21 protein-coding genes are annotated in these 26529 nt (G+C 70.2%); 13 read left to right on the forward strand and 8 right to left on the reverse strand.

The genetic code is table 11. The features are described from left to right. Window positions 1-86: 86 nt before the first annotated feature. The 6 genes from AB0O34_RS00895 to AB0O34_RS00920 all read right to left on the reverse strand — a co-directional run bounded on the left by AB0O34_RS00895 (window position 87) and on the right by AB0O34_RS00920 (window position 6043). Window positions 87-2219: a DUF222 domain-containing protein gene (locus tag AB0O34_RS00895; RefSeq protein WP_363911157.1), complete on the reverse strand. Its 2133-nt coding sequence runs from the start codon at window positions 2217-2219 to the stop codon at window positions 87-89. Window positions 2220-2665: 446 nt separating this feature from the next. Continuing rightward, window positions 2666-2962 (reverse strand): DUF418 domain-containing protein, encoded by a 297-nt coding sequence (locus tag AB0O34_RS00900; RefSeq protein ID WP_363911242.1) that lies wholly within the window; start codon window positions 2960-2962, stop codon window positions 2666-2668. Next, window positions 2920-4224 carry an alpha/beta fold hydrolase gene (locus tag AB0O34_RS00905; protein WP_363911159.1) on the reverse strand — a complete coding sequence of 435 codons (1305 nt, stop codon included), beginning with the start codon at window positions 4222-4224 and terminating at the stop codon, window positions 2920-2922. Before AB0O34_RS00905 ends, AB0O34_RS00900 begins: the two co-directional genes overlap by 43 nt. Before the next feature lie 13 nt (window positions 4225-4237). Then, window positions 4238-4363, reverse strand: a complete 126-nt coding sequence (locus AB0O34_RS00910; RefSeq protein ID WP_363911161.1) for a hypothetical protein — start codon at window positions 4361-4363, stop codon at window positions 4238-4240. Between the two features lie 101 nt (window positions 4364-4464). Then, entirely contained in the window at window positions 4465-5277 is an 813-nt protein-coding gene (locus AB0O34_RS00915) for an RNA methyltransferase (RefSeq protein ID WP_363911163.1), read from the reverse strand. Continuing rightward, window positions 5270-6043 carry a DUF4184 family protein gene (locus tag AB0O34_RS00920; protein WP_363911165.1) on the reverse strand — a complete coding sequence of 258 codons (774 nt, stop codon included), beginning with the start codon at window positions 6041-6043 and terminating at the stop codon, window positions 5270-5272. Before AB0O34_RS00920 ends, AB0O34_RS00915 begins: the two co-directional genes overlap by 8 nt. 147 nt (window positions 6044-6190) lie before the next feature. On the opposite strand from AB0O34_RS00920, the gene AB0O34_RS00925 reads away from it, so the two are divergent. The 9 genes from AB0O34_RS00925 to AB0O34_RS00965 all read left to right on the forward strand — a co-directional run bounded on the left by AB0O34_RS00925 (window position 6191) and on the right by AB0O34_RS00965 (window position 19601). Further along, on the forward strand, window positions 6191-6808 hold the full coding sequence (locus tag AB0O34_RS00925; RefSeq protein WP_363911167.1) for a cation transporter: 618 nt from the start codon (window positions 6191-6193) through the stop codon (window positions 6806-6808). Window positions 6809-7336: 528 nt separating this feature from the next. Further along, entirely contained in the window at window positions 7337-9142 is a 1806-nt protein-coding gene (locus AB0O34_RS00930) for a substrate-binding and VWA domain-containing protein (RefSeq protein ID WP_363911169.1), read from the forward strand. Window positions 9143-9484: 342 nt separating this feature from the next. Beyond that, window positions 9485-11116: a sigma-70 family RNA polymerase sigma factor gene (locus tag AB0O34_RS00935; RefSeq protein WP_363911171.1), complete on the forward strand. Its 1632-nt coding sequence runs from the start codon at window positions 9485-9487 to the stop codon at window positions 11114-11116. A gap of 628 nt (window positions 11117-11744) precedes the next feature. Next, the gene (locus AB0O34_RS00940; RefSeq protein WP_363911173.1) at window positions 11745-12863 is read left to right on the forward strand and encodes a GNAT family N-acetyltransferase; all 1119 of its coding nucleotides are present in this window, start codon (window positions 11745-11747) and stop codon (window positions 12861-12863) included. A gap of 132 nt (window positions 12864-12995) precedes the next feature. Further along, a complete protein-coding gene (locus AB0O34_RS00945) occupies window positions 12996-13829 on the forward strand; it encodes a glycosyltransferase family 2 protein (protein WP_363911175.1) in 834 nt (277 codons plus the stop codon). 5 nt (window positions 13830-13834) lie between these two features. Next, entirely contained in the window at window positions 13835-14821 is a 987-nt protein-coding gene (locus AB0O34_RS00950; protein WP_363911176.1) for a glycosyltransferase family 2 protein, read from the forward strand. Between the two features lie 4 nt (window positions 14822-14825). Next, window positions 14826-15626: a polysaccharide deacetylase family protein gene (locus tag AB0O34_RS00955; RefSeq protein ID WP_363911177.1), complete on the forward strand. Its 801-nt coding sequence runs from the start codon at window positions 14826-14828 to the stop codon at window positions 15624-15626. Beyond that, the gene (locus AB0O34_RS00960; RefSeq protein ID WP_363911178.1) at window positions 15619-17067 is read left to right on the forward strand and encodes a hypothetical protein; all 1449 of its coding nucleotides are present in this window, start codon (window positions 15619-15621) and stop codon (window positions 17065-17067) included. The genes AB0O34_RS00955 and AB0O34_RS00960 overlap by 8 nt, the downstream gene beginning before the upstream one ends. Continuing rightward, on the forward strand, window positions 17055-19601 hold the full coding sequence (locus tag AB0O34_RS00965; RefSeq protein ID WP_363911180.1) for a hypothetical protein: 2547 nt from the start codon (window positions 17055-17057) through the stop codon (window positions 19599-19601). The genes AB0O34_RS00960 and AB0O34_RS00965 overlap by 13 nt, the downstream gene beginning before the upstream one ends. 63 nt (window positions 19602-19664) lie before the next feature. Here AB0O34_RS00965 and AB0O34_RS00970 read toward each other — a convergent pair whose 3' ends face one another. Continuing rightward, window positions 19665-21047, reverse strand: a complete 1383-nt coding sequence (locus tag AB0O34_RS00970; RefSeq protein ID WP_363911182.1) for a xylan 1,4-beta-xylosidase — start codon at window positions 21045-21047, stop codon at window positions 19665-19667. A 327-nt stretch (window positions 21048-21374) separates the two neighbouring features. On the opposite strand from AB0O34_RS00970, the gene AB0O34_RS00975 reads away from it, so the two are divergent. From AB0O34_RS00975 to AB0O34_RS00985, 3 genes are all read left to right on the forward strand, one after another. After that, window positions 21375-21908 (forward strand): hypothetical protein, encoded by a 534-nt coding sequence (locus tag AB0O34_RS00975; protein WP_363911184.1) that lies wholly within the window; start codon window positions 21375-21377, stop codon window positions 21906-21908. Between the two features lie 124 nt (window positions 21909-22032). Next, window positions 22033-23115 (forward strand): GNAT family N-acetyltransferase, encoded by a 1083-nt coding sequence (locus AB0O34_RS00980; protein ID WP_363911186.1) that lies wholly within the window; start codon window positions 22033-22035, stop codon window positions 23113-23115. 76 nt (window positions 23116-23191) lie between these two features. Continuing rightward, a complete protein-coding gene (locus tag AB0O34_RS00985; RefSeq protein WP_363911188.1) occupies window positions 23192-24343 on the forward strand; it encodes a DegT/DnrJ/EryC1/StrS family aminotransferase in 1152 nt (383 codons plus the stop codon). A gap of 20 nt (window positions 24344-24363) precedes the next feature. Here the strand turns inward: AB0O34_RS00985 and AB0O34_RS00990 are convergent, their stop codons facing one another. Beyond that, window positions 24364-25788 (reverse strand): PLP-dependent aminotransferase family protein, encoded by a 1425-nt coding sequence (locus tag AB0O34_RS00990; protein ID WP_363911190.1) that lies wholly within the window; start codon window positions 25786-25788, stop codon window positions 24364-24366. Window positions 25789-25855: 67 nt separating this feature from the next. On the opposite strand from AB0O34_RS00990, the gene AB0O34_RS00995 reads away from it, so the two are divergent. Further along, entirely contained in the window at window positions 25856-26497 is a 642-nt protein-coding gene (locus AB0O34_RS00995) for a pyridoxamine 5'-phosphate oxidase family protein (protein WP_363911192.1), read from the forward strand. Window positions 26498-26529 lie beyond the last annotated feature (32 nt).

The raw sequence follows: 26529 nt of genomic DNA on the forward strand, positions 1-26529 counted from the left end.
CGACGATTGGCGCTTGGTGCTGAGTACCGGGAGCGGTCGGCCCTGGCGGAGACCCGGGCCGTGACGGAGACCCGGGCCGTGACGGGTCATCCAGTGTCGTAGGTGTCGTAGGTGTCGGGGTGCACCACGTGCGTGCGCCCTGATGGAGTTATCCACGCCAGGAGGCCCGGCTGGGGCTGGATGAGAGCCCAGCCGTCGAGCTGCTTGAGCCGGTGATGTCGCCGGCAGAGCGGGGCCAGATTGCATGGGCAGGTGGCACCGCCCTGGTCGTGGGCCAGGGTGTGGTCAAGATCGCATCGGGAGGCCGGTCTTCGGCAACGAGGGAACCTGCACGTGCGATCTCGCGCGTTGACGAGTTTTCGCAGCACCGTGCCGGGCCGATAGCGCGTCTCACCGTGGTGGACGGCCTCGCCGTTGTCGTTGGTGACGGTCCAGCAGACCTTCACACCGGTGTGGATGCTGTCATCGGCGATCTGCCGGGCGATGTCCGCCACCAGTGATCCATACCGGCCCAGCTCTCCGGGCTTCTCGGCCAGCCCTAGCAGGGTGTCCAGCCCGACCACCAGGTGCGGACCGCCCAACTGGCGCGCGGCAGCCTCCAACAACCCTTGAGGCGTGGGTACGCTACCCCACCCGCTGGGCGGGGGCCAGGCCTCGGACAAAGATCCAGGTTCAGGTCCGGCTTCAGGTCGAGGTTCGGGTCGAGGTTCGGGTTCGGGTCCGGGTCCGGAGTAGCGCCCGTCCCTCGTTTCGGGCCAGGGTCTGCCTTCGCCCCCATCCCCGTGGCCACCTCCACTCCCGGACCAGCCTTGATCTCCGGTGGCACCCGAGCGTGCGTTCCCGCTCTTGGACCAGCGTTCGCCTTCGGCCCCACCCCAGCGTTCGCCTTCGGCCCCGGACCAGCCTCCCCCTCCGGTTCCGGACCAGCGTTCGCCTTCGGTTCCGGACCAGCGTTCGCCTTCGGTTCCGGACCAGCGTCCCCCTCCGGTTCCAGACCAGCGTTCGCCTTCGGTTCCGGAGCAGGGTTTGACTTCGGCCCCGGCGCCGGGGGGTGGGCCTGCGGGGGCCTGCCTGGGGAGGGGCATGGCTGGCGGGGTTTGCTTGCTCCCCCGGTCCTGTCGATCAAGCTCGTTGACGATGTGGTGCTCGTCGGGGGCGGGGATGTCGGCGTCGTCGGCGGGCGGAGCCTGGACAGGGATGCCGTCCTCGTCCAGCGGGCCGGCGAAGACGACCGCCTGGCTGCTGGCCCCGCTGTCCGGGCCGTTTCCCACGCCGCTGCCTGGGTCGTTCCTCACGCCGCTGCCTGGCCCGTTTCCTACCCCGCTGCCTCGCCCGTTGCCGCTCTGGACATGGTCATGGCTGGCTAGGGCGGCTGAGTTGGGGACCTCGGACGAACCTGGCGTGAGCAGGCCGAGTTGCAGGGCCAGGAAGACGTCGCTCCGCAACTGGTCGGTCGTGCGGGAGTCGCCCGCTCGTTTTGCCGCACGCGCGATCGCGTCCACGCGGTCATAGGCGGCGGTCGCGGGCCCGGCCGGGAGACTGAGCCCGAAGATCTCGGCGGTGCCCTGACCGTCGTTGCGGAACTCCACCCGCCGGGACCGCTCGGAGGCCTTACGCCGAGCGGCGGCCTCCTCGGCCGCGACCCTTTCGACCGTGGCGGCCACGAGCTTGCGCAACTGGGCGGTGGTCAACATGGGCGCACGTTCGAGAATGGCGTCCTCCACCCGGCCGCAGGCGGCCTCAGACAGCCCCTTGACGCCTTCTGTGATCACCCGTACTCGCGGCTCGTCAAGCGCTCCGGCGAGCAGGGATGCCATCGTGCCGGGAAGCCGGTCTCGCAGTGTCGCGGCCGTTTCGACCAGAGCCGAGGCCGACCAGTCGGTAAGGATCAGCCCCAAGCTCAGCTCCGCCTCCAACCACTCGCGCCACGACTGGCCATAACGGCCGTCGGTGACGAACCGATCGGCAAGCAGATTGACCATAGCCAGCTCGCGCGCCTTGACCCATGACGCCAGCCGACGCCAGGCGGCCACCGCGTCGATCAACTCGTCACGGGGCAGCGCACCGGCATCAAGCGCCTCCAGCGCGTTCGCCAGCTCGGCACCGGACAGGTCCGCGAACAGGGCCTCCGGCGCGACCGGCACCCCCCGTGCCGACGCCTTGTCACCGGCGCGGACGGCACCCTGCGGGATCGCGCACTGGTTTGACCCGCTGGGCACGTTTTCTCCTGTCGCCTTTGGCGTATCGGCCAAGAGCGCCGACACGAGGGAAATCTGCCCGGCTTCCGTCGTCATCGCCAGGCACCTCCCCATTTCATCGGAAAACAAGAACCGCCACCAACCTATCGCCCCCCACCGACAATTCCCGGCCCCACCCCATTGCACGATCATTAGCCAGGGTGAAATCCAGAGATCCGGTGGTTTGCCCCGATGTAGAAAACTCCAGAATTATCGCAACCAATGGAGTTTGCACCGGATTTGCGCCTCCATAGCTACGAACACCAGGCGGCCCTAGGCCATCGCAGTGCGCACGCTGATTGATGATCCGGCGAGCACATCGACGCTGAATCGGCCATGTGTTTTGAGCTGGTGGCGAGCGTAACGCCAGGCTTCGTGCCCTTCCGATGCCATGATGCCGGCCGCGCCATTCAGCCGGCCTCCTGTGATCAGGTCCAGTTGGTGAGGCGGCGCAGGCCGTACTCCACAGGTCCATAACGGTGAGTCCGCAGCCACCACGCGCTGAGCCACAGCAGGGCCGTATAGATCAGGAGGGCGACGCCCATCACGGCGATCGGCGACAGCCGGCCCGCCGGCGCCAGGCCGTACCCGGTGAAGACCAGACACGTGAGCACCGACTGCCCGATGTAGTTGGAGGCGGCCACCCGGCCCGCCGGGGCCAGCACATGACGCGGTCTACGGGTCAGTGTCCGGAGCCGTCGAACGCGGACTTTTGAGTCAGCCAGTCGGCGACGTCGGTGACGACCTCCGGGTCCATGTGCTGCACCGGCTCGTACTCCGCCGGCGTCGACGGGCCGGTGCCGGGGAAGAACAGGTGGTTGTCGGCGTCGTACACGCGGATCGTGACGTCCGGGCGGTGGGCGAGGCCGGCCTTCCAGCCGGCCAGGTCGTCGGCGACGGTCACCTGGTAGTCGCGGCCGCCCTGGAGGATGAGCATCGGCCTGTCCAGCGTCGCGGCGACCGCGACGGGGTCGTAGTCGCGCAGGTCCAGCCAGTAGGGGGCGGGCACGCCGAACGGCAGCTCGCCGGCCGGTGTCGACGGGGAGAGGCCAGGGCTGTCGACCATCCTCGCCTGCGCGGTCATCGCCTCGACGGCGGGCTGCGCCGCGGCGGCCGTGCCGGGGTCCAGCGACGCGAGGTAGCGAACCTGCCGGACGGTGGCCCAGTGCAGCGGCTGGGTGCCGCCGGCCAGGATGACCAGCCCGGCGACGGTCGGCTCGCCGGCCGCCACCCGCGGGGCGACGGTGCCGCCCAGGCTGTGGCCGAGCACGAAGACCCGCGCGGGGTCCACCGCCGACCGGCGCCGGAGCAGCTCGACGGCCGCGACCGCATGGTGGACGTACTCGTCTTCGAGCGTGAAGCCGGGATTCTCGGCGACCACACCGCGGTGGACGTACGTGACCTTGTCGAAGCGCAGCACGGCGATGCCCCGGCCGGCGAGCCCCCACGCGAGGTCCTTGAACGGCTTGTTCCGCCCGATCGTCTCGTCGCGGTCTCCCGGCCCCGAACCGGCGAGCAGCACCACGGCGGGGTACGGTCCCGGCCGGCGTGGCAGGGTGAGGGTGCCCGGCACCGCGAGCGGTCCGGAGCCGACCGTCACGTCCTGCTCGTCGAAGGTCTCTGGGGCGGCGTACGCCGGTGGCACCCACGGCTGGACAGGCTTGGCGGCACTGGCGGGCGCGAGCTGGAGCCCGGTCAGCCGGCCGGCGTCGTCGACCGAGACGATCACCGTCAGCTCGCCCTGCTCGAACGTCACGGGGATCTTGACCACGACCGTCCCCGCCCCGGCCGGCTCGCTCACCGGCGTGCCGACGCAGGAGATCGGGCCCTGCCGGCCGATCTCGGCCGTCCAGGCGAGCTGGAGCGCCTCGGCCGACACGAGCGCCTGTAGCTGGGGCGCGAACATGTCGCGGATCTCCGCGAAGCGTCCCGCCCGCGCCATTTCGAGGACTGCCATCCCTGTGGGCGTCGGCTCTGTCGACATCATGTGTTCCTCATGATCAGGCCTTGCGAGAGCCCGCCTCGGCGATGCCGTGGCCGACCACGTCACGCACGACGAACTGGATGCGACAGCAGGTCAAAGTCGCCATGGCATGACCGCTCTCAATGATGTCAGCGTTCGCCACGGTGAGAGTATCAGTCATAAAACGGGGGGCGCGATGAGTCAGCTGATCCCGCTCAAAGCGCTCACGCCGCTCCTCGCCTTCTGGGCAGTGACCAGCCGGGGTCAGCGCATGAGGCTGTGGCAGGCGATCGCCGCCGCCGCGACCACGTTGAGGGAGTCGACGCCGAGGCCCATGGCCGCCGGGCTCATGGCGATGCACACGGCGTGATCGGCCTCGTGGAGCCACCGCGAGGACAGCCCGTCGCCCTCGGACCCGAGCATGAGCGCCACCCGCTCCCCCATGGAGACCTTCTCGATAGGTACGGCCGACTGGTCGGGCGTCAGGGCGAGGGCCTGGAAGCCGAGGGCCCGCAGCTCGGCCAGCCCGTCGTACCAGTTGGTCATGCGCGCGTACGGCACCGCGAACACCGCGCCCATCGAGACCTTGACCGACCTCCTGTACAGGGGATCGGCGCACCGAGGCGAGAGGATCAGGGCTTCGACGCCCAGAGCCGCAGCGCACCTGAAGATCGCCCCGACGTTGCCGTGGTCCACCAGGTCCTCAAGGACGAGGATCCGGCGCGGCGGACCCTGCTCCAGCAGGGTCTTCACCGATGGAAGCTCCAGCCGCGCCATGGAGGCCAGGGCGCCGCGGTGGACGGCGAAGCCGGCGACGCCCTCCATCACCTCGTCCGAGACCAGGTAGACGCGCGCGTCGCCCAGCACGTCCGAAAGGCCGGGGAGCCAGCGGCGTGTCGTCAGCACCGACCTGACGGGGTACCCGGTCGCGACGGCCCGCCGGATGACCTTCTCGCCCTCCGCCACGAAGAGACCCCGCTCGGCCTCCAGGCTCTTGCGCAACTCGACGTCGCGCAGCCGTACGTAGTCGGCCAGCCGGGGGTCGGCGGCGTCGGAAAGGGGGATGAGCTCAGGCACGAGACAAGCGTATGACCCGTCTGAGCTGCCAGAGCAGCGCGTACACGGTGAGCACCGCGCAGAACCCCACCACCAGGCCGACTCCGGTCTTGGTGACGATCCCCGCCCAGCCGAAGACGGGGTTGGGCGGGTCGACGAGGCTCCACACCCCGGCGGTACAGCACGCTCCGGCGAACGTGCAGGCCAGCACGCCCCAGCGCACCGCGCCCGGGAGCGCGAGCCGGTCGGGCAGCGGCCCGCTCGCGCGGGGGCGCAGCGCGCGGAGCAGCCACCAGCCGACCAGCGCCAGGCCCACCACCGAGGAGCCGTACTGCATGAGCCGGTAGCCGTTCACCCATCCGGCCACGGGCGCGGTCAGCCAGCTCCAGCCCCAGAACCGCGCGCCCCAGTCGTGGGTGAAGGAGTCCCAGAAGACGTGGGTGGCCGCGCCCACGGCGGCGCCGAGCGCGATGGCGGGGAATCTGCGCCAGCCGGGGCCGGGCAGGGCGGCGATCCGCGCCGCGAGCGGCTGGGGCAGCAGCGCGGTCAGCGGGTCGCGGAAGACGAACTGCACGAGCGCCAGCAGCACGAACACCGCCACGACGTCGTCGGTGACCACTCCGATGGGCGAGTGCCACCGGGTGTAGGCGTCGAGGTAGGGCAGGAACATCGGCAGGTCAGGCACCATGGCGCCCACGCCGAGCGCCCAGGGATCGAGCACCCTGCGCACCCGTGCCCGGGAAATGAGCGGGATCACCGCCGCGACGTGGCTCGGCGTGAACGGCACGGACTCTCCTTGCTAAGGGCCCGCGCCGCCCGTCCACAGCTTTACGCGGACGGGGATGTGACGCTATCGGTAACGGGTAGGCTACTCACCGCTGTCAGGGCCATGTTCGAACGATCGGGGGCCATCGTGCCAGATCAAGGTACGTACGTGCGCCCTTCGGCCCCGCCGGCGCCGTGGATGCGCGACGCGCGCCTGGCCAGGAGCCTGTCACTCGCGACGCTGGTCTGGCTCGGCGCCGAGAGCTCCCTCGGGCTGGCGGCCGGCCTGTCGGCCCATTCGGTGGCCCTGATCGGCTGGGGCTGGTCGTCACTCGTGGAGGCGCTGGCCAGCCTGATCGTCATCTGGCGCTTCACCGGGCGCCGGCTCCACTCCGCGACCGCCGAGCATCGGGCGCAGAAGGCCGTGGCGGTCAGCTTCTGGCTGCTCGCGCCCTACCTCGTGCTCCACGTCGCCTACGACCTCGGGTCGGGTCAGCGATCGGTGCCCACGATGCTCGGGGTCGTCGTCACCACGATCAGCCTGGTGAGCATGCCGCTGCTCGGGGTCGCCAAGCGCAGGCTGGGCGCCCGCCTCGGCTCGGCGGCCACGACCGGCGAGGGCACCCAGAACCTACTGTGCGCCCTGCTGGCCGGAGGGGTGCTGGCAGGGCTGACCGCCACATCGTTCGGCTGGTGGTGGCTCGATCCGGCGGTCGCGCTCCTACTGGCGGCGGTGGCCGTCCGCGAGGGCCGCAGCGCCTGGCGCGGCCACTCCTGCCACCACTGAAGGATCACCACGGCGACTTCGAGTCCCTGAGCCCGCAGCGCGCCCGCCACCCGCGGCGCGGTGCCGGGGTCCGCCAGCGCGCGGCACACGCGGCCCGCGATGACGACCTCGCGCACGCAGTCCGACTCCCTGAGCGCCCGCCTGATCTCCTCTGGGCAGCCGGGCCCGTGCGACTCGATGAGCAGCAGGTCCGGACACCCCTCGCCCCGGACCCCCCGGAGCGCCATGGCCATCGACATGAGCCGCTACCCCCTGCCGGCCGCGTACGGCACACACCCCGTCAAAGCATCAAATATCTCGATCTATTGGGTCACGATACATCGCGTTACGCGAGTGTCGAGATGTATCGCGATCAATGTCGCTCAGGCATAAGTTACCCGCACGTACGGTAATCACTGCACGAAATGATCGGTTTTGCCGCGCCCCGCCTTGACGCTATGGTTCCGTAAGCATTACCCGGGATCTCCCTATATGGTCGCCGCAAAGCGCGCCAGATTTGGGAAAAGATCGACACCTTAAGAGGACACCGTGGGCGGACGCCACCGCACAGACGAGCTTGAGGGCGGCTACAACCCTTATCAGGAGCCGTCGGGCCGCCGTCGCGCGGGCCGGGGCAAGGTGCTGGTGCCACTCGCGGGCGCTGTGGCGCTGGCCGTGCTGCTGGGCGTCGCGGCATACGTGATCATGAGCCGCGACAAGACCTGCGGCGACGGCAAGGTGGCGCTACAGGTCGTGGCCGCCCCCGACATCGCGCCCGCCATCACCAAGATCGCGGCCGGCTTCTCCAAGAACTCCACCCCCGTGGACGGCAAGTGCTTCGCGGTCACGGTCAAGGAGAGCGACCCGGCCGGTGTCACGAACGCCATCGCCGGCTCGGGTGCGACCGCCGGCAAGTTCGACGGCGATCTCTGGATCCCGGACTCCAGCCTGTGGCTCGCCAAGCTGCGCTCCACGCCCAAGGGGTCGGGGATCTCCGCGCCCGTCGGCTCGGTCGCCCGCTCCCCCGTGGTGCTGGCGGCTCCCAAGCCGGCCGTCGAGAAGCTCCAGAGCGCCTTCGGAGAGCCGAGCTGGAGCGGCCTGATGTCGGCCGCCAACGCCGCCAACCCGGACGGCCTGGCGAGCAAGATCCGCGTTCTCCCGCTCGACCCGACCCTCAACGCCGCCGGCCTGAGCGCGCTGCTCGCCGGGTCAGGACTCCTCCAGGCGTCGGGCGCGGGTGAGGACCAACTGGTGGGCGTGCTCAGGCAGCTCTCCGAGAACGCCGTGAACAGCCCGGCGAACATGTTCGCCACCATGGCGAAGCAGTCGTCCCGCGTCCCGATCGGCATCGCCTCCGAGCAGGGCATCTGGGCGTTCAACGCCAAGACCAAGCCGGGTGAGATCGTCGCGCTCTACCCGGCCGAGGGCACGATCAGCCTCGACTACCCGGTCGTCGTGACCGCCAAGGACCAGGCCACCCGCGACGCGGCCAAGAGCTTCGCCACCGCGCTCTCCGGCGCCGACGCCAACAAGATCATCCGTCAGTACGGCTTCCGCACCCCGGACGGCAAGGGCGGAAGCGCGATCAGCCAGGCGAACGGGCTCAACCCGGCGACGCCGCGCGCCATCAAGGTCCCGGAAGCGGCCTCGGTGACCAGGCTCTCGCAGGCGTGGTCCCGCCTCAAGCTGGGCGGCCGGCTCCTGGCCCTGCTGGACATCTCGGGCACCATGGCGCTGCCCGCCGTCGGCGCCCCCGGCGACCGCATGAAGCTGATCGGGCAGACAGCGATCGAGGGCCTGAAGCTCTTCCCCGACAAGACCGAGATCGGCACCTGGATCTTCTCCACGAACCTGAACGGCAAGGGCGTCGACTACCGCGAGGCCGTGCCCGTCGGGCCCATCGGCGCCAAGATCAACGGTGTCACTCGCCGGGACGTCATCGGCCAGTCCCTCAACCAGATAAAGGCGAAGGCCACCGGGGACACCGGCCTGAACGACACGCTCGCAGCCGCCTACGACAAGATGAAGGCCGAGTACGAGGCCGACAAGATCAACACGATCCTGGTCTTCACCGACGGCGTGGGCAACGACGACCCCGAAGGCGGCATCTCCAACGCCGAGATCCTCAAGAAGCTCCGCTCGGAGTTCGACGAGACGCAGCCGATCAGCGTCATCATCGTCGCCCTGGGCGCCAACGACGCGGCCGGACGCCGGCAGATGCAGTCGATCGCGAAGGCCACGCACGGCCAGGCGTTCTTCCCGAACAACGCCCTGGAGATCCGCAAGGTCTTCCTGGAGGGCATCTCCCGCCGCCTGTGCGCCCCCAACTGCAATGGCAGTACGTCCCAGCAGTAGACGCGCCCCGCGCGCGACCGCCCGATCCCGGCCCCTCGCGGGCCCGGGGTCGGGCGTCTTTTTTCCGCTCCTCCGACCGACCGGAACTCGCGGTGTGTCACCGGGGACGCCCCTCCGCGTTACCGATCATCACCTCAGGCATTTCTCTTCGAAACACCAGTTTCAGCAGCCCCATCCGACCCCATTTTCCCAGGTCATACCCGATGATTATCAAGCAATGTCGGGTGAACCGGGCGAGGGGAACGGACGTCCTACGCGTGTGGGGCCTGGCGCGGGCAGGAGAAATTCTCGCGAGCGTGCGCGACCAAATGCCAGGTACCCGTCCTGCGGGGAGGAAGATTCGTGCCCGGATGGCCGAGCGTCGGCCGTGCCGACGACCAGCGACTGTTGGAGGCCCTGCGCCGAGCGGACGGCCGCGCGGCGGACGGCCTCTACGACGCCTACGCCGACCGACTCAATGACTACGCCTATTCACTGCTCCACGACACCGACACCGCCGCGGACTCCGTGCACGACGCGATCGTCACCGCCCACGGGCGGGCCGGAGCGCTGCGCGAACCGGCGCGCATGCGTGCCTGGCTGTACGCGCTGACGCGTTTCCAGTGCACCACCCGGCGCGGCAAGACCCCCGCGCACGGCACCACGCCGGAGCCGTTCCTCGAGGGGGACGAGGAGGATCCGGAGCTCGCGGCGATCGTACGCGAGGGCCTGGCCGAGCTGGGGCAGAAGGAGCGGGACGTCCTGCTCCTGGCGCTGCGGCACGAGCTCACCGTCTCCGAGATCGGCGCCGTGCTCGGCCTGACCTCACGTCAGACCGGGACCCGGCTGGCCCGCGCCCGCGACCACGTGGAGAACGCCGCCGCCGCGGTGATCCTCGCCAGGACCGGCCGGGCGCACTGCCCCGATCTGTCCGCCCTGCTCGACTCCATCGAGGGTCCGCTCCCACAGCAGCTGAGGAGGCGCCTGACCAGGCACATCATCGGGTGCAAGGAGTGCACGGAAGGGCGGCGCCGCCGGGTGTCGGCCGAGCGCCTGCTCGACTCCGTCCCCGTGGCCTTCCCTCCCCTGTCGCTGCGCCGCCGGGTCGCCGAGACCTGCGCCAAGTCGGAGCGCGACGCGGGACGGACGGCGATCATGGCGGTGGCCGACCGGTTCGACAAGAGCGGCTTCCCTCCGGTGGGACCCGAGCGCCGGGCCAGGGGCCGGGAAACCCGGGAGGACCGCCGCGCGTCCCCGGAGATGGAGACCCCGAGGTACGGGACCGGGGTCGCGCACGCCCGCAGGACATCCCGAAGGACCCCCGTCTTCGCCACCGTCGCCTGCGTGCTCGTGGCGACCGGCGCGATGGTCGTCGCGACCGGGCAGGGCTCCCCGGGTCCGGGCGGGCTGACGCAGACCCTGCGCTTCCCGAGCCAGACGCCCGGCGAGCTGCGGATCAGCTACGGTCCCGAGCCCACCGACACCCCCTCCCTCTCAGAGTCCCCGTCGCCCACCCCCACCCAGGCGAAGAGATCACCGACTCAGAGCGCTGCCGCCGCCCCCGCCGCGTCCACCGGCAGGCCGCCTCCCCCCTCGCGTACGCCCACCCGGCCGGCCCCCACGCCCGCGGCCAAGCTCGTCGTCTCGTGCCCGGGGGCGCTGAGCGAGGAGGGCAACGGTGTGATCCTTGTCTCCGCGCGTAACGCGACCGTCTCCTGGACGGCCAGCGTGACGGGCGGGCTGGCCGTGATACCCGGCCAGGGCGTACTTAAGTCTGGCGTGAAGGAAAGGCTGTCGGTCGTGGTCTCGGAGCCCGGGGAGGCCGGGGAAGGCACGGTGACCTTGCGTTCCACGTCAGGTGACGCGTCATGCCGGCTGTCATGGGACAGTCAGGATGCGCCTCCCGCCTCGGATCCGCCTCCCGATCAGTCGCCCACGGCGGAGCCGTCCGCGTCCGGCACGCCGAGCGAGGAATCGAGCGGAGGCCCCGGCTGAATTCAGGCCCGACTGCACATCTGGGGCAAACCAGGGGTACCTTTTGATTACCCCCCGGCCCCTGCAGTCCCAGTGGTCTCGGGGGCATCAGTCGTTGGCGTGGGTGACGTGATTGACTACACAACGGTTCTTGCCCTCGTCCAGGTAAACCATTGACCGGGTTGGGGCGTCGGCATTGACGATCGCATAGCGTGGTTGGTCCTATGAGAGCAGCGATCAACCATGTCTTTAGTCGGCCTTGACCAGCGGAGCCAGGAGAGATGCGTACGAACAGAACCGTGCTCACATGGGTGCTGGCCATCGCGTGCGCCGCGGGAGCGGTCATCGCGCTCGCCGATATCCAAACTCCGGCACGCCTGATTCTGACGCCTCTGTTCCTTTTGGTGGTGCCAGGAGCTTCGGTCGTTGGACTGTTGCGTGATCGTGACCCTCTCGCGGCTCTAACGGTGGGCGCCGCCGTGAGTCTCGTTATAAACGTTCTGTTAGCCGAGGCCATGCTTATGTTTGACGCTTGGTCCCCACGCGCGGGAGTGGCCACCGTCGCGGTGCTCGGTGGATTCATGTGGGTTCTTCGGTCTCTGTACCGGGGGAACGGCAGTGTGCACACCGAACAGGGGGCCGGGTCAAGATGAAAGTCACGGTCGTCCGGCCGGGGGAGCTTGGAGAGCCGGAGCTCACCCGCTGGCGTGAACTACAGCACTCGGCTCCGTCGCTGGACAACCCCTTTCTCTCGGTCGAGTTCGCGCTGGCCCTGAGCCGGCTGCGTTCGTACGTGCGCGTCGCCGTCATCGAGGACGACGCGAAGGTGGTCGGTTTCCTCCCGTTCGAGCGGCACGCCTTCGGCATCGGCAAGCCCCTCGGCAGCTGGCTGACCACCTGCCACGGGCTCATCTCCGTCCCCGGCCTCGACGTCTCCGCCCGTGAGCTCCTGCGGGCGTGCGGCCTCTCGGTCTTCGACTTCGATCACATGGTCGCCGGCCAGCCCACCTGGGCGCCGCACGAGTCGGCGGTGCGCCCGGTGCCGATGATGGACCTCACCGGCGGGTTCGACTCCTACATCCAGTACGTCCGCGCCAACTCGCCCAAGAACTACAAGACGGTCCGGTACAAGGAGCGCAAGCTCGCCCGCGAGCACGGTGAGATCCGGCTGGAGTGGTGTGCGGCCGACCCCGGGTCGATGCAGACCCTCACGAGCTGGAAGTCCGACCAGTACCGCCGCACCGGCCGGGTCGACCGGTTCGCCCAGCCGTGGATCGTCGAGCTCCTGGAAGAGATGCACGGCACCGACTCGCCGTCGTTCGGCGGCGTGCTGACGATGCTCTACGCCGGGGACACCCCGGTGGCGGGGCACTTCGGCCTGCGCACCCATCACACGCTGGTCGGGTGGTTCCCCGCCTATGACCCCGAGTTCGCCCGGTACTCCCCCGGGATAATGCACCACCTGCACATGGCGGAGCAGGCCGCGTTCCACGGTCTGGGCCAAGTCGACATGGGCAAGGGGGGCCGGGAGTACAAGGGCTGGCTGAAGAACGGCGTCATCCACGTCACCGAGGGCCGGGTCTCCCGTCCGTCGGCGACGGCCGCCGTTCACTGGATGGGACGGACGCCTGTGAACAAGGCCCGCAACATCGTGGTTGACCGTCCGTCGCTCTACCGGCTGGCCGACCGCCTGCTGAAGGGGTTCGGGCGGGTCCGCACCACCATCCAGCCCGAAAACATACATAAGGAACCCTCGGGAGCGAGCTGAGTCTCCTCCCGAAACGAGCCCAGACCCCTCTACTGCTCTGACCGGGACGGAGAAACCCCTCTCCGTCCAGTCGCGCCGGTCCTATTGGCAGTCGCCGCCGATGTCAGACCGCCCGGAAGGACATCCCTCAAAATGAGTCCCGAGATCACCAAGCACAACGGGAAACCTCAGCTTCACAGCCTGAGGCCACTGCCGGCAGTGGACCGTTTCACCCCTCTCACGCCACACCTCGCCATTTCACCGACCGTCAGCGTGGTCGTACCGGCCATGAACGAAGCGGAGAACCTTCCGCACGTTTTCGCCACGCTGCCCCACTGGATCCACGAGATCGTCCTGGTCGACGGCAACTCCACGGATGACACCGTGGCGGTGGCCCGCCGCCTGCGCCCGAACCTCCGCGTGATCCAGCAGCGCGGCAAGGGCAAGGGAGACGCCCTCCGCACCGGATTCGCCGAGTGCACCGGCGACATCATCGTGATGATCGACGCCGACGGCTCGACCGACGGCCGCGAGATCATCCACTTCGTCGGCGCGCTGGTCACCGGGGCCGACTTCGTCAAGGGCTCGCGGTACGCCAGCGGTGGCGGCAGCGACGACCTCACGATCAGCCGCCGCCTCGGCAACAGCGTGCTGCGCACGATGGTCAACTGGATCTACGGCACCCGCTACACCGACCTGTGCTACGGATACAACGCCTTCTGGGCGCGTCACCTCGATGTCCTCGACCTCGACTGCGAAGGCTTCGAGGTGGAGACGGTGCTGAACATCCGCGCGGCCAGAGCCGGGCTGCGCGTGCACGAGGTGCCGAGCCACGAGAGGTGCCGCATCCACGGCGAGAGCAACCTCCGCGTCGTGCGGGACGGCTGGCGCGTGCTCAAGACGATCATGCGTGAGTGGCGCCGCCCGCTGACCGAGGCCGTCCCCGCCCCCACGGCGCAACCGGCCGCCGACCAGGGCGCGGCATAACCCAAATGAACATCTCCGTCGTCATCTGCGTCTACACCGAAGACCGGTGGGACGACATCAGGGCCGCCGTGCAGTCGGTGCGCAGCCAGAGGCGTCAGCCGTACGAACTGATCCTCGTCGTCGACTACAACCCCGACCTGCACCTCAGGCTCAAGCGGGAGTACGCCGACGCGATCGTCGTGGAGAACTCCCACGAGCGGGGTCTGTCCGGCGGCAAGAACACCGGGGTGGCGACCGCCTCCGGCGACGTCGTGGCGTTCCTGGACGATGACGCCGTCGCGGACGCCGAGTGGCTCGCCGCGTTCGAGCAGGCCATGTCCGTTGAGCCGGGTGGCGCCCCGACCGTCGTGGGGGTTGGCGGGCTGACCAAACCGCTCTGGGACAACGGTGACCGGCCGCGATGGTTCCCCGAGGAGTTCGACTGGACCATCGGGTGCACCTATCGCGGCCTGCCCGCCGAGAGGAAGCCGATCCGCAACGTGATGGGAGGCAACGCCGCCTTCCGCAGGGAGGTGGTGGGCGAGGTCGGAGGGTTCCACTCCGGCATCGGCCGCAGCGTCCAGGGTCGCAAGAGCCGCCCGCTGGGCTGCGAGGAGACCGAGTTCTGCATCAGGCTCTCCCAGCGCAGGCCAGGCTCGATCATGATGTTCGAGCCGCGGGCGGTCATCGGCCATCGAGTGCCCGCGTCGCGGGCCACGTTCCGCTACTTCCGTTCCCGGTGCTACGCGGAAGGGCTCTCAAAGGCCCTGGTAGCGCAGGAGGTCGGCGCCGGTGACGGGCTGTCGAGCGAGCGCGCCCACGCCATGAAGACACTGCCCATGGGCGCTCTGCGCGGCGTGGGAGACGCCCTGCGGGGCGATCTCGCCGGCCTGGCCAGAGCGGGGGCGATCGTCGCCGGCCTGGCCTGGACGACGTGGGGATACGCGGTGGGCTCCGCCCGGCTGCGCGTGCGGGGAAACCGTGCGGGACGATCCATCGAACACGAACGGTGATCACATGCGCTTGCCGATCCTGATGTACCACTCCGTGACCGACCGCCCGAACAGCGCGACCCGGCCGCTGGCGGTACGTCCCTCGGTGTTCGAGTCCCAGATGACCTACCTCAAGGACCGCGGGTTCACCCCCCTCACCCTCGGAGACCTGGTCGCCTCCCTGTACGGCACGGGAGGCGCCCCGGCGCCCGAGCGGCCCGTGGTCGTGACCTTCGACGACGGCTACGCCGACTTCCACGGCGAGGCGCTGCCCATCCTGGAGCAGCTGGGCTTCCCCGCGACGGTCTTCCTGACCAGCGGGTGGGTGAGCGACGCGGGCGGTGACGCCGCGGGCAGACCCCTCGACCGCATGCTCTGCTGGAGCCAGGCGCGCGAGGCCGTGTCCTGCGGCATCGAGATCGCCGGGCACAGCCACAGCCATCCGCAGCTCGACCAGTTGCCCGACGCGGCGCTGCGCCAGGAGTTACGGCGCAACAAGGCCCTGCTGGAGGACAAGGTCGGCCGCCCGGTCGCCACGATGGCCTACCCGTACGGCTACTCCAGCGCCCGCGTGCGCAGGGAAGTGCGCAAGGCCGGTTACTGGGCGGCCTGCGCGGTGGCGAACACGCTCGCGGCGGACGCGGGCGACGTGATGGCACTCCCCCGGCTGACCGTGGGCCGGTCCACGACCATGGACCGCTTCCGCCGGGCCGTCGAGGGGCGCGGCGTGCCGCTCATCTATCTCAAGGAACACGCGCTGACCAAGGGTTACGCGATGGTGCGCCGCACACGGTACGGCCTGCGCCATGTGGTCGGGCGTGAGTGAAGTAACCGCGGGGAAGACGCCGCGCGTCGAAGAGGGGGGTGACGCGACCATGAACACCACAGCGGCCGACGACAGGCCGAAGCATCCGGACGCGGACAAGGCGGCCGGAAGGCCGGCGGTTCTCTGGCGACGGATCTTACGCGACCTCCGCAACCCACTGTTCCTCAACGGCTACGCGCTGATGGCCAACACGGGCGTCACGGCGGTCCTCGGCATGGGCTACTGGCTGCTCGCCGCCCGGCTGTACACACCGGAGGACTTCGGGCGCAGCCAGGCGCTGATCACCGCGATGCGGTTGTTCGCCGGGCTCATCGCGCTCGGCCTGACCGGCGCGCTCGCCAGGTTCATCCCCGTGGCGGGCAGACGGACGGGCGCGCTGATCGGCCGGGGGTACCTCGCCGCCACCCTCACGGCCGTCGTGGCGGCGGGCGGGTTCCTGCTGACGCTGCCGTTCTGGGGCGAGAACTACGCGACGCTGGCCGGCGTCGGCCCCGGCCTGTTCTTCCTCGCCTCCGTGGCCATCTGGTCGGTCTTCACCCTGCAGGACGTCGCGCTGGCCGGGATGCGCAAGGCCGTGTGGGTGCCGGTCAACAGCCTGTGCTTCGGCGTGGTCAAGATGGGGCTGCTGGTCGCGCTGGCGGGCGCCCTGCCGGACGACGGCATCTACGTCTCCTGGATCATCCCCACCGCTCTCGCGCTGATCCCGATCAACCTGTTCATCTTCGGCGTGCTCGTACCCCGGCACGCCCGGCTGGCACCCGAGGGGTCCAAGCCGCCGAGGTTCCGGGAGGTCGGCCGCTTCCTGGCGGGGGACTATCCCGGCGCGTTCTCCATCCTGGCCATCGTCTACTTCCTCCCGGTGTACGTCGCCTCGCGGGTCAGCGGGGAGCTGTTCGGCTACTTCGCCATGGCCCAGACCCTGGGCGCGATGATCGAGCTGCTGGCCATCAACATGGCCACCTCCCTCACCGTGGAGGGGTCCACCGACCGGTCGCGCCTGGCCGCCAACTGCCGCCAGGCGTTACGCCGCTCGTACCTGATCATCGGCCCCGTGTCGGCCGTGACCTTCATCGCGGCCCCGCTGATCCTCTCGGTCTTCGGGCCGGGGTTCTCCGAGCAGGGCACGCCGCTGCTCCGGCTGATGGCCCTCGCCGTCCTTCCCCGCGTGCTCATCGAGATCTACCTGAGCGGGCTGCGCGCCCGCAGCCAGGCCCGCAAGCTCGCCCTCGTCCAGATCGGCCTGGCTGTGCTCGTGCTGTCCTCGTCGTTGATCCTGCTGCCGGTGACGGGCATCACCTCGGTCGGGTACGGGCTGCTGTTCAGCGAGGTCCTGGTCGCTTTGTTGATCTTCAATGGGCTCCGCAAGATTCTTAATCATGCGGAAACGCCGCAATCGGCGAGCGCGCGGGAGGCGCCCGAGGCCGCATCATGGTCTACGTGAGTCAACGGACGGGCAACGAGGTGAAAAAGGAGACGGCGGCGAAGCTCGCCGACGACGACACGGAAGTGGACGTCGACACCACATCCGAGATGACCCGCCCGGTGTCCCTGCCGATCGCTCCGGCCCCCGAGGACGCCTCTGGGGACGAGAACGTCATGGCGGCCGAGGAGGCGTACGACGAGGCCGCCACGCAGGTGATCCACCTTCCGCTCCCGGCCGCGGCGAACGCCGTCGCCCCGGCGGTGCAGCCCTCCACGGACCCCGACAAGCCCCTTGAGCTCGACGAGCCACGCAAGAGCGTCCAGCCGAAGCCCGAGCCAGAGCCGGTGGTGGAGGAGGCGCCGGAGGTCGCGGCGGTTCCTCCGGCCACGCCCGATGCGGCGCCGTCCCGGGTGACCCGTCTGGCGGCGAGCGCGTCCTCGTGGCTGCCCCCGCTGCTGACCATCGAGGGCCTGGTCATGTACGTGCTGGCGCTGCGCGTGCCGCACGGCGTCATGCGCGGGGTCGACCTCGGCAAGATCGAGGGGCTGGGGCTGGTCTCCGTCCTCCCGGTGACGGCCTTCGCGGCGATCGCCCTGATCATCGTGTCGTTCTTCGTGACGCTGACGCAGAACACCGACCGCAAGGGCCTGCTGCTGTTCCAGCTGGCGGCGGTCACGTTCACCCTGCACGGGGCGGCGGCGCTCATCGAGGCGGAGCCGCGCTTCCCGACCGCGTGGGTCCACGCCGGCTTCGCGGAGTACATCGGCCGGGCCGGTGAGGCCCTTCCTGGCCTGGACGCGCGCTTCGCCTGGCCCGGCTTCTTCGCCCTGTTCGGGTTCGTCCTGCGCGCCGCCGGGATCCAGGACCCCTCCACCGTGCTGCAGTGGACGCCATTGGTGTCCAACCTGCTCTACCTGCTGCCGTTCGTGCTGATCCTGCGCCAGCTCGTGGCCACCACCCGGGCCCGCTGGTTCGCCGCGCTGCTGTTCATCCTGGTCCAATGGATCGGGCAGGACTACTTCTCGCCGCAGGGCTTCACCTACGCGCTCTACCTGGTCTTCATCGCGATCCTGATGCGCTGGTTCGGCCGTGCGGAGCCGAGGACCGCGCCGCTGCCCGCGAAGGGGTTCGTACGGCGCGTGCTCGCCCGGCTCGACCGGCTGTCGCCCGGCGAGCTGCCGGCGCGGCCGACGACCGTGACCGACCGGGTGGTGCTGCTGACGCTGCTCGTGGGGCTGTTCGTGGCCACCACGGCGACCCACCAGATCACGCCGTTCATGATGCTGGGGGCGCTGACCGGGCTGATCCTGCTGCGGCGCAGCACCCTGTCCCTCGGGCTCCCGGTGTTCCTCGGGCTGATCGTGATCGCCTGGATCAACTACCAGGCGACGCCGTTCTGGAGCGGCCGGATCAACGAGCTGTTCGGCGGCATCGGCAAGATCTTCGCCAACCTGCAGGAGAACACGGGCGACCGGCTGGTCGGCACCGACCCGCAGCACGCCATCGTGCTCCAGGTACGGCTCGCCATCTGCGGGGTCATCCTGCTGTTCGCCGCCATCGGCCTGCTGCGCCGGCTGCGGCGCGGGGTCGGCGACCGCACCGCCGCGGTGCTGCTGTGCGTGCCCGTGCTGGCGCTCGGGCTGCAGAGCTACGGCGGCGAGATCGGCCTGCGCGTCTACATGTTCGCCCTGCCCGCCGCCTGCATCCTTGGGGCGTACGCCTTCTTCCCGAACCTTCCCGCGCATACGAGCGACGCGCGCGAGGGCGAGACCGTGCCCGTCAGGCGCCGCCCACGGCCCCTGCGGTTCGATCCGGGAACGACGCGGCGGATCTCGGTGGTCCTCGCGGCGGTGACGGCGCTGGTGCTGTCGGTCGCGTTCCTGGTGGCGCGCTACGGCAACGAGAAGTTCGAGCGGGTGACGACCGGTGAGGCCTCGGCCATGCACTACGTCTACGCCCACGACAAACCGAGCGCCCGGCTGTTCTACCTGGTCCCCATCCTGGGCGAGGAGGTCACCCCCACGATCCCGTGGCGCGAGCGCGACATCGACCGCGTGGAGTACTACCAGGCGCTCGTCAACGCGAACCCCGCGGACCTCAGCGGCGTGCTCACGGCGTTGCGCGCCAAGCCGCCGAACAGCTTCCTGATGGCCAGCCGCGGCCAGGCGGCGTACCTGGAGCTCAACCACGGCTTCCCGGCCGGCTGGGGCGAGCGTTTCCGCACGGCGCTCGACACCTCGCCGAGCCTCAAACGGGTCTACTCCAACACGGACGCCGCCATCTACACGCTGCGCTCGTACCCGAAGGGGTCGGAGATCCCGCCGCCCACGCCGGTGACGATGGTGGGCGACCGCTCCACGCCGTGGACGCCCCTCGGCCTGGTCGCCCTGGCCCTGGCCGTCTCCACCCTCTTCGCGGCGGAATTGTCGAGGCTGCGCGGCACGGAGCGCGCTCCGAAGGGCAGGCGGAAGCTGGTGCTCCTGGGCATCGTCATGACCCTGGCGGCGATGGCGGTCATCGTGGAGCGGTTCGTGAGCCTGACCTCGGGCTGACGGGCGGGCCTACCAGTGAGGTCGTACCGACGTGCGACCTCACTGGCCACTGGCCGCGGTCGCTCACTGGCCGCGGTCGCTCCACTTGACGTCGTACGGGTTGAGCTGGAACGACTTGCCGTCGACGTCCACGGACAGCGGGCGGTCCGTCGTGTTCACCATGATCATCTGGTTATCGACGGCGAGCACCTGGACCCGGGGGTCGGACACCTGGACGTCGACGAGCCGCGCGCCGGCGGGGAACCACCGGGTGAAGCCGCTGAGCAGGCCCGCCATGGGCATCTCGTCGCCCCCGGCGGGTGACCACAGGCAGCCGGGGCAGTCGTCACCGGCCTTGCGCTGCGGGTTCCAGTAGAGGGCGCTGGCCGCCCCGCTCCTGGCGAACTCCATCATGGCCGCGGTCTGGACCGCCGTGCGGTGCTGCTCGTCCCAGTCGATGCTGTCGGGCGCGACGTACCACTCGGCCCACCAGACCGGCAGGTCGCCGCTCTGCTGCCGCAGCCAGGTGGTGACCGCCGAGAACTTCTTGACGGCAGTGAACTCGTCGGGGACGAGGCCCCGGTCGTTGGTGGCCGAGGAGGCGTCGACCACGATGAAGTCGGCGCCCTTCTTGTGCTTGAGCCAGTAATCGACGCTGTCGAGCACCCTGCTGTCGACCGCCCCCCACGGGCCCCGCAGGTTCGAGGCGTTGGCGGAGGAGACGTGGCTGTCGACGGGGATGTACGGGCCGCCGACCTGCGCCTTGGGGTTGGCGGCCTTCACCGCCTCGTAGACGCGGTTGTAGAGGTCGGTGTAGGCCTCGACATCCCAGTTGTTGTGCGCGTCGTCCCAGAAGCCCTTGAACTCGTTCCAGACCATGAAGTGGGTGACCGTCGGGTAGCGCTTGGCGACCGTGGCGGCGAGCTTGGCGAAGTCGTCGAAGTGATCTCGCTGCGGGGCGACCTCGATCTTGCCCCAGCTGGTGCGGCCCTCGGAGCCGCCCTTCATCCAGTCGGGGGCGCAGCACAGGGTCAGCACCGGCTGGGACTTGGTGGCGGCCATGAGCTTGACCCGGCGGTCGAGGTCGCGGAAGTCGTACTTGCCGGGCACGGGCTCGGGGTTGCCCGCTCCCCAGCCCATGATGTGCTGGTTCTGCAGCATGGGGACCCGGATGAACAGGTCGCTCGCGCGGGTGCGGACGTTCGGGTCCTCGTTGTCGGCGCTGTACTGCGTGTGCGTGACGCCCCAGCGCGGCCAGGTGTCCACGACGGGCGGCTGCTCCAGGGTGGGAGGCGGCTCGGGTGTCGCGAGGATCGTGGCGGCCACGCCGTCGGAGCGGCCGCCGCCCCGGTGGGCGGCGATGGCGAGGAGCCCGACCACCATGGCCAGCGCTACGAGGCCCGCCCCGATGGCGACCGGCCCACGGGGGACGTAGCGACTCCGTGCATGCCGACCACTGTTCTCCAACACTCCGTCACCGTATCCGCTGAGGCTTGCGGAACCCTTGAATGGTTCCGATGTCGGCCAAGGAACATGGGCTCGCCGTGATCCCGCCCCCAGGTCACGGCCGCCGTACGGCAGCAGACTGCCCCAAACGGGGCATGGAAACCAACTCCGCGCGTGGGCCTTCAACTAATAATCAAGGATCACAAGGTGTCAACCGCTTCGCAAAAGGGGTATAAAGCCCGGCGACCGAGGATTTGAGGGGGCACAGTGGCCCAGGCATGGCTGCCCGTCGCCAGTCGAATTCCCGCTCTCGAGGACTCCGGCCCCATGCTCGGAGGAGCTCCCCGGGTGGTCTGGTTTCTTTGGCCGACCGATCCCCATCGGGTGTCGGCCAGATCCGTGGCCCAGCGGCTGGTACAGATCAAGCGTCCCGCCCATCTGGTGTGGAATCCCGTCACCGGGCAGATCATGCAGTCCCTCCCCCCGACGCGGGCGGCGAACGGCCTGCCGGGCGATCTCAACCGGCACGGCCGGGTGTGCGTCCAGATCCGCGTGCTCGGGTCGGTGGAGGAGCCCTTCACCGAGACCAAGCTGGACGGGCTGGACGACATCCTGGCCTGGCTCGATTCGTGGGAGGTCCCACGCCGCTGGCCGGCCGGGCCTCCGCTCCCCTACCCCCATTCGGTGGCCGCGCAGGGCAGCCGCAGGGTGTGGGCCAGAGGCGGCCACTTCGGGAACTCTCAGGTGCCGGGCACCTCGGAGGGGGACCCGGGACCGATCGACGTCCACCGCATCGTGGGCGGGCAGGCGTCGGCCCTGGAGGTCCCCCGGCCTCGCGAGGAGATGGACCAGCGACGCGCCACGGAAAGGGTAGAGCGATAAAGCTGTCAGCGATCACTAACAGCAACGTGATCTGATCTTTATCGTACTATTACATCCTAGGCACCAAGCTGGGTAAAAGGCGCGGGCCTGGCTCTCGTCTCACATCGCCACCCAGTAGGAGCCCATGCGCATCTCCGTCGTCCATCCTCGGGAGCTCGGCCCAACCGAGGCGGCCCGGTGGCGGGCGCTCCAAAGCGGCGATCCCGCGTTGGACAGCCCCTTCCTCTCGCCCGAGTTCACGATCGAGACCGGCCGCGTGCGGGAACAGGCGCGCGTGGCCGTTCTGAGCGACGGCGCCGACATCGTGGGCTTCTTCCCCTTCGAACGCCACCAGCTGGGCATCGGCAAGCCGATGGCGGCGGGGCTGACGGACGCCCAGGGCATGGTCCACGCCAAGGACATCGAGCTCGACCCGCAGGAGCTGATGAAGGCCTGCGGGCTCGCGGTGTTCGAGTTCGACCACCTGCAGGCGAGCCAGCCGCTGGTCCCGGTCAAGCACACCCGCCACCCGTCGCCGGTCATCGACCTGTCCGACGGTTACGAGGCGTACGTCGAGACGCTCAAGCAGGTGTCCGGCAAGACCTACAAGTCCACCGCCTACAAGTCACGCAAGCTCCAGCGTGACTTCGGCGAGCTCCGCCACGACTACGGGGTCTCCGACAGGACCGTGCTGCGCACGCTCCTCGACTGGAAGACCGGCCAGTACCGGCGCACCGGCCGCACCGACAGGTTCTCGCGGCCGTGGATCCTGCGCCTGGTCGAGAACCTGCTCCAGATCGACACCGAGCACTTCGGCGGCTCGCTGGACATGATCTACGTCGACGGCCGCCCGGTCGCCGGACATTTCGGGCTTCGCACGAAGACGACCCTCGCCGGCTGGTTCCCCGCGTACGACCCCGCCTTCGCCAAGTACTCCCCCGGCCTGATCCACCACCTCGCGATGGCCGAGCGCGCGGCCGGCGCCGGCATCCGCCTGATCGACATGGGACGCGGCGAGAAGGAGTACAAGGAGAAGCTCAAGACCGGGGAGCTCTGGGTCACCGAAGGCCGGGTCGCCCGGCCCACCGCGGGGGCCGGAGTTCACTGGTTGGTCCGCGTGCCGGCCCGGAAGGCACGTGGAACGGTCCTCGCCAACTCGGTGCTCCGGGAGACCGCTGACCTGGCACTCAAGACCTACGGGAAGATCCGCACCTCCATAGCGTCGTAACCGGGCCGCTGCCATGCGCTACCTTTCTGCTCTGGCCGTCCAGGCGGCCAAAGGCCAGGCGGCGGAAAGAGGAGCAGTGAGCCCCGAGAAACTCCTCGCGGCCCGTACCGGTCGCGAAAGCGTCTACCTGCCGTCCAACAGGCTGGGTATCTACCTCGCCCTGCGGCACTGGTGCACGCCCGGCCAGCGGCTTCTCATGTCGCCCATCTCGGCCGACGAGATCGTCTTCCTGGTCCTCGCCGCCGGGCTCATCCCGGTGATCGCGCCGATCTCCGTCCTCGACGGCAACATCGAGATGGCCCGCGTCCTGCTCGGCACCGTCGACGCGGTCCTCACCACGAACCTGTACGGCCTGCCGGACGACGTGCTCGGCATGGCGGGGCTGGTGGTCATCGAGGACGCCGCCCACGCGGCCGAGACCTCGGTGGACGGCCGGCCCGTGGGCACGTTCGGCGTCGCCGGCGTCTTCAGCCTCTCCAAGCACGCCGCGGCCGGGTCCGGGGGCGTCCTCGTGGTCGACGGCGCCGCCGACCGGCGGGCGCTGGAGCGCGAGCGCGACCTGCTGCTCGAACCCGGCGCCCTCCGCAGGGACCTCTTCGGCGTCGCGACCTCCGCCGGCCGCCGCCTCGCCTTGAAACTCGACCTGGGGCGCCCGGCCATGCGCCTCGCCCGGATCATGGGCCTGCAGGAGCCACGCGAGGGCTACCGCATCGCCCTGCGGCCCGAGGAGTTGCGCACGGCGATCGCAGAGGCGCCCGGCCTGCCGGCGCTCGACACCTGGGTCCGGGCCGATCTGCACGACTACCGAAGCTCACGCGGCTCTGTCGCACGGTGGTACCAAGGCCGGCGTCTCGCCCGCCTCCAGGAAGAGCGGGCGAGGAGGCTGGCGGGCGTCGCCAGGCTGGCGGAGCTGCGGACCGTGGCCCGAGGGGTGCTCGACCACGTGGACCAGCCGCTCTTCCGCGTGCCGCTGCTCGTCTCCGACCGTGACGCGGCCATCGCCGCGCTGGAGCGCCGCGGCGTCCCGACGGGCTACCTCTACGACCCGCCGTACGACGACTACGCCGAGCCGTTCGTCGAACCGTCACCCGACCGCGAGGCCGCCCGCTGGTGGGCCCGGCACGTGCTCCCCATCGACCCGCTGTACGCCGAGCGCGCCCTGCCGGTCGTCGAGTCGCTGCAACCCGCGCCGCCCCCGGGCGACCGCCTCCTCGACCGCGCCGCCTGAAACCTCTGGGCAGGCGCGGCTCACAGGTCCGGCGCGAGCTCGGCGATGACCGCGCACGCCTTCCTGATCTCGCCCAGGGACGCCGAACCGTACCCGATGACCAGCCCGTGGTGGCGCGGGCGCCCGTGGTGGTGCCGCGCCGTCGTGTCCAGGAGCACCCCGCGCCCGGCCGCCTCGGCGACCAGGGGGCCGACGGCCGCCTCGGGGAGCCGGAGGAAGACGTGCAGCCCGGCAGAGTCCCCGCTCACGAGCGGGCCGAGGATCTCGACGATGGCGGCGCGGCGGCGCGCGTACTCCAACCGCATGCGCCGCAGGTGGCGGTCGAGGTCGCCGCGCTCCAGCAGCACCGAGACGGCCTCCTGGACCGGCCCCGAGGTACGGTCGGCCAGCCTCTGGCGCGTGCGGGCGATCTCCCCGAGCAGGCCGGGCGTGGCGACCAGCCAGCCGATGCCGACATCGGGCGCCAGCGACTTCGACAGCGTGCCGAGCAGCACGACCCGCTCGGGGTCGAGGCCGTACAGGGCCGGGAGTGGTGCCACGTCGTAGCGGAACTCGGCGTCGTAGTCGTCCTCCACCACCAGGGCCCCCGTGCGGCGCGCCCAGGCCAGCAGCCCTTCCCTGCGGGGGATGGGCAGCCGCCCGCCCAACGGGTACTGGTGCGCGGGGGTGGTGTAGAGCACCCGCAGGTCGTCCGGGAGGTCGGCGGGGACGACACCCTGCTCGTCCACGGGACAGGGCACGACGCGACCGCCCCTGGCCACGAAGACGCGCCGGGCCGCGCGGTAGCCCGGCTCCTCCACGCCGGCCCCGTCCCCCGGCCGCAGGACGGTGGCGGCTATCAGGTCGATGCCGTGGCCGGTTCCCCGGGTGACCAGCACGTTCTCCGGTCCCACGGGCACCGCCCGCGTCCGGCGCAGGTGGTCGGCCAGCAGCTCGCGCAGGCGCGGGTGCCCGTAGGGGTCGACGACGTCGGACGGCGGCCGGTCGGCCGCGCGGCGCCAGGCCCGCCGCCAGGCCGCCTTGTCGTAGTCGAGCACCCAGGGCCGGCCGGGACGCAGGTCGATCGTCCCCCTTCCAGGGGAGCCAGGCGCCGCCCCACCGCCCGCCGCGCCCGGCTCCGCGCCGCCGTATGCGGAGCGCTCCTCAGTGCCGGACGGCCCGGCGCCGCCGGGGCCGCTCGTGAAGCGCGGGAAGTCGGCGACATAGGTGCCGGAGCCGTGCCGTCCCTCCAGCCACCCCTCGGCGTACAGCTGCTGGAAGGCCTCGGTGACGACCGTGCGGCTGACCCCCAGCAGCCGCGCGAGCCCCCGGCTGGACGGCAGGCGCTCGCCGGACTTGAGCGCCCCGGCCCGCATGCCCTCCCTGAGCTGATCGCCGAGCTGCACGGCCAGCGGGACGGGCGCTTCCCGGTCGAGGGCGAGGGGAAGGTCGACGTGGCCGCGCAAGTGGTCTCCCGGAAGTGATCGCGAGTGGACATACACCACCAGTCCACTCGGTGCCTACGTTAGTGGCATGCTCTCCACCACTCCTCGCACCGCACTCAACCGCTCCAAGGAGCGGGGCCGCACGGACCGCTCCGAGCTCCACGCCATCCTCGACGCCGGGCTGATCTGCCACCTCGGGGTCGTGGTGGACGGGTCTCCAAGGGTGGTTCCAACGGGGTACGGCAGGATCGGCGACACTCTCTACCTGCACGGATCGACGGGAGCCACCTCGCTTCGAGCGGCCGGCGAGGTCTGCGTGACCGTGACCCACCTCGACGGGATCGTGCTCGCCCGCTCGGCCTTCCACCACTCGGTCAACTACCGCTCGGCCATGATCTACGGCACGGCGCGGGCCGTGAGGGACGCGGACGAGCGGCTGGCCGGGTTGCGGGCGATCACCGAGCAGCTGGCCCCCGGCCAGTGGGACACCGTGCGGCGGCCGGATCCCAAGGAGATGGCCGCCACCGCCGTGCTGGCGCTCTCGCTTACGGAGGCGTCGGTCAAGGTGCGGCAGGGCCCGCCCGTTGACGAGGACGAGGACTACGCGCTGCCCGTGTGGGCGGGCGTGCTGCCGCTCCAGGTGAGCTGGGGCGCTCCCGAACCCGACCCCGTGCTCCCTCCGGGGATCCCGGTACCGGCCCACATCGCCGAGCGCGGCCGATACGCATAACGCGCGGCTCGCCAACCCTGCCGGGGGCGTGC

The sequence above is a fragment of the Sphaerisporangium sp. NPDC088356 genome (assembly GCF_040685555.1).
In the GTDB taxonomy this organism is placed as follows: domain Bacteria; phylum Actinomycetota; class Actinomycetes; order Streptosporangiales; family Streptosporangiaceae; genus Sphaerisporangium.

What these genes read in the sequence shown, in the direction of transcription:
- AB0O34_RS00905 (WP_363911159.1), bottom strand. Translation starts at nt 4,224, where the DNA reads ATGATGTCGACAGAGCCGACGCCCACAGGGATGGCAGTCCTCGAAATG.
- AB0O34_RS00940 (WP_363911173.1), top strand. Translation starts at nt 11,745, where the DNA reads ATGAAAGTCACGGTCGTCCGGCCGGGGGAGCTTGGAGAGCCGGAGCTC.
- AB0O34_RS00945 (WP_363911175.1), top strand. Translation starts at nt 12,996, where the DNA reads ATGAGTCCCGAGATCACCAAGCACAACGGGAAACCTCAGCTTCACAGC.
- AB0O34_RS00950 (WP_363911176.1), top strand. Translation starts at nt 13,835, where the DNA reads ATGAACATCTCCGTCGTCATCTGCGTCTACACCGAAGACCGGTGGGAC.
- AB0O34_RS00955 (WP_363911177.1), top strand. Translation starts at nt 14,826, where the DNA reads ATGCGCTTGCCGATCCTGATGTACCACTCCGTGACCGACCGCCCGAAC.
- AB0O34_RS00965 (WP_363911180.1), top strand. Translation starts at nt 17,055, where the DNA reads ATGGTCTACGTGAGTCAACGGACGGGCAACGAGGTGAAAAAGGAGACG.
- AB0O34_RS00980 (WP_363911186.1), top strand. Translation starts at nt 22,033, where the DNA reads ATGCGCATCTCCGTCGTCCATCCTCGGGAGCTCGGCCCAACCGAGGCG.
- AB0O34_RS00995 (WP_363911192.1), top strand. Translation starts at nt 25,856, where the DNA reads ATGCTCTCCACCACTCCTCGCACCGCACTCAACCGCTCCAAGGAGCGG.